This window comes from Nostoc sp. PCC 7524 (assembly GCF_000316645.1).
Taxonomy (GTDB): Bacteria; Cyanobacteriota; Cyanobacteriia; order Cyanobacteriales; family Nostocaceae; genus Trichormus.
Map to the genome: position 1 here is coordinate 1,574,138 of NC_019684.1, position 4,339 is coordinate 1,578,476.

Consider the following 4,339-nt stretch of genomic DNA (forward strand, 5'->3'; position numbering starts at 1 on the left):
ATGAGGGCTAAAGCCCTCACTACAAGCCTTTGTATCAACCTTTTACACAAACAACTTGTTTGAGTGTGGCTACAACTTCCACCAAATCAGATTGATTCTCCATCACTTGATCTATCGGCTTATAAGCACCGGGAATTTCATCTAAAACACCCGTATCTTTGCGGCATTCTACACCCTGAGTTTGCTCAATTAAATCATCAAGGGTGTAGACATTTTTAGCTTTATTTCTTGACATTAAACGACCAGCACCGTGAGAGCAAGAACAAAAGCTATGAACATTACCTTTACCTTTGACAATGAAAGATTTTGCTCCCATTGAACCAGGAATAATCCCATAGTCTTCTTTATCGGCGCGGACTGCACCTTTACGAGTGACATACACATCTTCGCCAAAATGTATTTCTTTTTCAGCGTAGTTATGATGACAATTTACCTGTAATAAAGGTTTAGTTACCTTGCCTCCGGCTAGATGTTTTTCTATGATGCGTTTAAAACGTGCCATCATTACATCGCGATTGAAACTGGCGTAATTTTGCGCCCATTGTAAATCATGCCAATAAGCCTGAAATTCTGGTGTACCAGCTATAAAATAAGCCAAATCCGGGTCAGATAAATTATTACCCGCCATCTTTGCTAATTCCTTAGCTGTATTAATATGGCATTGAGCGAGATTATTGCCAATGTTCCGAGAACCGGAATGTAACATCAGCCAAACTTGGTTCTCTGTATCTAGGCACACTTCAATAAAATGATTTCCGCCGCCGAGAGAACCCATTTGTTTCATCGCTTTACTTTGTAAGTCTTGCACCCCACGATGCAAGTCTTGAAAATCTCGCCAACGTTGCCAATTGGTGACAGATTTTTCTGCATCTTTATTTTCGTTAAAACCTGTAGGAATTGCTGCTTCAATATCGAGACGAATTTTCTTGAGTTTGCCTTCTAATTGTTCAGCAGTAAATGGTGTTTTAATAGCACTCATACCGCAACCAATATCCACGCCGACAGCAGCAGGAATAATTGCTTCTTTTGTCGCAATTACAGAACCAACTAAAGCACCTTTTCCTAAGTGAACATCTGGCATTAATGCTACGTGTTTAAATACAAAAGGTAGCGATGCCACATTTTTAGCCATCTTGATTTCTTCTGAACCCAAGGGGTGATTTGCCCAAGATAAAACGGGTGATTGTGTCTTAATTTCTAACTTTTCGTAAGGCATATTTTTAGAGGGAGTAGTGAGCGGGGAATGGGGAATGGGGAAGAATGATTATAATTTTTTTTGTATAAACGGCGATTTGTCACGCTTCTCTCAGCGTGAATATAGGTTTGACAAACTATTTATATTACATTTGTAGTACAAGTAGGTTTGAGTGTCAACCTCTGCGCCTACCAGTTAAGTCTGCCAAAAAAAGCAGACATTTGCTAAATAAACTACAATTTGTAAAGACCATGACTCAGCCTCACTTAAATCTATGACGGCACGTCAAAATACTATTTGGGAAAGTTTTTTATCGCCTGTAGTACGTTTTTTTATTGATGAAGAGAAATTGCGGCGTTACGCTGAAAGTATCGATTGGGAGAAAGAAAGCGACAAGTTCCGACGGGGCGATGTGACAATTCCCGCGTACTACATTAACCAAAACTTTCACGGTGTCGAGAGGGGATATCTTAATCCTAGTGCGGCTGTCACCTACGACCCCATTACCGAATACGTCTTACCACCCAATGAAACTTTGGTGCGTCAAGCCTTAATTGATGCGGTGAAAGTCCAACCCCGGCGCATACTTGACTTAGGGTGTGGTACAGGTTCTACAACTTTGTTATTAAAGCAAGCGTTCCCCCAAGCAGAAGTCATCGGTTTGGATTTATCACCCTATATGCTGGTAAGAGCCGAAGATAAAGCTAGAACTGCGGATTTGGATATCATTTGGCGACACGGAAACGCCGAAAAAACTAGCTTCCCAGATGCTGCCTTTGATTTGGTGACGGCTGCTTTACTATTTCACGAAATACCAGTTGATGTATCCCAAACCATTCTCCAGGAATGCTTTCGGTTATTGGTAGCTGGGGGACAAGTGTTAATTCTCGATGGAAATCAGAAAACCCTACGTCAATTAGATTGGCTCAATAATGTCTTTGAAGAGCCTTACATTCGTGAGTATGCGGCGGATAGTATAGATGCGCGGATGGGTGCGGTGGGGTTTGAAGCAGTGCGAACCGAAGAAGTGTGGTGGATACATCAAGTAACTAGCGGTGTCAAACCCATTCCTATAACAGATGCAAGGACTTCAGCAAAAGTCAGACAATATATACCAGCAATAGATAATAATAATTTGGAGGGTCTAGAGTCTCCAGCTTTTGGCATAACGGCATGAGTTTAAAGGCAATTCTGTTTGATTTTAATGGCGTAATCATTAATGACGAGCGCATCCACCTACAACTGATAGATGAAATTCTACTGCAAGAAAATCTGCAACCCCAAAAAGTTAAAGAGCGTCAAGCTTCATTAGGACGCAGCGATCGCGCTTGTTTTCAAGAATTGCTAGCAAGTCGTGGTAGAGTCGTGAGTGAAGAATACTTAACCCAGCTACTCCACCGCAAAGCTGAAGCTTATGTACTGGAACTGGATAAGCTAGAAAAGCTGCCCATATATCCAGGTGTAGAAGACTTGATATATCAGGTGCGTTCCCAGCATCTCAAACTAGCTATAGTCAGTGGTGCGCTGCATCAAGAAATTGAATTGGTATTAGAGCGAGCCAAACTAGCAGAATATTTTACAGTGATCGTGGCTGGGGATGACATCACTACCAGTAAACCCCAACCAGATGGTTATTTACTCGCAGTTGCACGCCTCAATCAGGAGTATCCCGACTTAAATCTCCAACCCCAAGAATGCTTGGCAATTGAAGATACCCCAGCAGGTATCCAAGCCGCGAAACACGCACAAATGCAAGTGTTGGGTGTAGCTAATACTTATCCCTTCCATATGCTCCAGCGTTGCTGTAACTGGACGGTAGATTATCTGACTGACTTAGAACTAGAACGAGTACAACAAGTGTTTTCTGGTAAACAGCCCCTGCCCAGCATGAGTGAATGTTAAAATAAGCTACAGTAGCAGAGGGTTGACATTAACTGTCCTCAAATCAAGACTCAGCACTCAGCACTGTTCGGGGAATTAGCTCAGTTGGTAGAGCGCTGCGATCGCACCGCAGAGGCCAGGGATTCGAGTTCCCTATTCTCCATTTGTACATTAAATAATTATTGTCAGTTTTAAAGAATTATTGTCCAAAAATATGCGGCACAATTTAGCCAGATATACGCTCTCTAATGTTCATATAGTTTCTTTGTGTCTTTTGCAGTCTAGCCTGATATCCACATAATATTGTATAATTTTACTCATTATGCAATAGAATTTCCTCAGCCTCATTGGCTATTGTTTTGCACATAAAGACTCTAGATATGGTTAACCTAGAAGTTGAAGACCGCAAACAATTGATAACTCTTCTCAAAGATATACCAGAACTAGCTACAGAGCGATCGCGTCAGCAAATTTTGGAACAAGCAGATTTAAAACAGTTGTTGCCAATGATTGACATTTCTGGAGCGACCTTTGTTGCAGTTAGTGAAATAGTCAGCTATTTATCTAATTACGGGCGTTTAACTTATGAACAAGAAGCATTAGGACGTTTCTTAAATACTGTGAAAGGCTTTGTGGGAATGCAGCAGCAACACTTTTTAGACAAGCTGCTTACAAAATATGACATGATGACACCAATCGCCGCATTACCAGCGATAAATGACTGGCGAGGAAGAGAAACTGTAGCAGACATATTCGAGAAAATAATTGGAGAAAATACCCTACGCCCAATTTCATTTTTACAGCAGGGGCTTGCAGTTGCAAGGTCAGTGGCCTATATCGGAGTGCGAAGTAGCCAAGGATGCTGGTCAGGGACAGGGTTTCTAGTGGCTCAGAATTTATTATTAACTAACAATCACGTTTTACCAAGTTCAGATTTACTACCAGGTACGATTTTTAGGTTTAATTATGAGGAGAATTTCCACGGAGAAGCTCTTCGAGGTACATTATCTGCAAGGCTCAAATAGGAAAACGTTTTATCTTGCTCTATAGTCAGTTTTATTCTTAGTGCTGCTGGCATTTTCAATCATTTGTTCTTTTCTAGTCTTATGAGTCACGATCTGTGTAGAAAGTCAGGCGATCGCTTTCTATAAAACACCTGATTGTGTGAGTGATGAACTGTCATGTGGCTAGGGTATTTTTTCAAACCTAACTGTTCTGCTCTGACTTGTACTCTCATTGCCACCTGAGCAGGAGTCCGAAAGA

At 41.4% G+C, this 4,339-nt stretch carries 4 protein-coding genes and 1 tRNA gene; 4 read left to right on the forward strand and 1 reads right to left on the reverse strand.

Features of this window, described 5'->3' with window-relative positions; translation table 11 throughout:
- Positions 1-34 precede the first annotated feature (34 nt).
- On the reverse strand, positions 35-1,216 hold the full coding sequence (locus NOS7524_RS06465; RefSeq protein WP_015137676.1) for an RtcB family protein: 1,182 nt from the start codon (positions 1,214-1,216) through the stop codon (positions 35-37).
- Positions 1,217-1,469: 253 nt separating this feature from the next.
- Here NOS7524_RS06465 and NOS7524_RS06470 point away from each other — a divergent pair, with 253 nt between their 5' ends.
- The 4 genes from NOS7524_RS06470 (at position 1,470) to NOS7524_RS06485 (ending at position 4,101) form a co-directional block, all read left to right on the forward strand.
- Complete coding sequence (locus tag NOS7524_RS06470; RefSeq protein ID WP_015137677.1) at positions 1,470-2,372, forward strand: class I SAM-dependent methyltransferase; 903 nt, start codon at positions 1,470-1,472, stop codon at positions 2,370-2,372.
- Positions 2,369-3,097, forward strand: coding sequence for an HAD family hydrolase (locus NOS7524_RS06475; protein WP_015137678.1), 729 nt, complete (start codon positions 2,369-2,371; stop codon positions 3,095-3,097). The genes NOS7524_RS06470 and NOS7524_RS06475 overlap by 4 nt, the downstream gene beginning before the upstream one ends.
- 69 nt (positions 3,098-3,166) lie before the next feature.
- A tRNA-Ala gene (locus NOS7524_RS06480) sits at positions 3,167-3,239 on the forward strand.
- Between the two features lie 217 nt (positions 3,240-3,456).
- Complete coding sequence (locus tag NOS7524_RS06485) at positions 3,457-4,101, forward strand: hypothetical protein (RefSeq protein WP_015137679.1); 645 nt, start codon at positions 3,457-3,459, stop codon at positions 4,099-4,101.
- Positions 4,102-4,339 lie beyond the last annotated feature (238 nt).

Bases quoted from the DNA above. Each gene is read 5' to 3' on its own strand.
- NOS7524_RS06465 (WP_015137676.1), bottom strand. From the start codon at position 1,216: ATGCCTTACGAAAAGTTAGAAATTAAGACACAATCACCCGTTTTATCT.
- NOS7524_RS06470 (WP_015137677.1), top strand. From the start codon at position 1,470: ATGACGGCACGTCAAAATACTATTTGGGAAAGTTTTTTATCGCCTGTA.
- NOS7524_RS06475 (WP_015137678.1), top strand. From the start codon at position 2,369: ATGAGTTTAAAGGCAATTCTGTTTGATTTTAATGGCGTAATCATTAAT.
- NOS7524_RS06485 (WP_015137679.1), top strand. From the start codon at position 3,457: ATGGTTAACCTAGAAGTTGAAGACCGCAAACAATTGATAACTCTTCTC.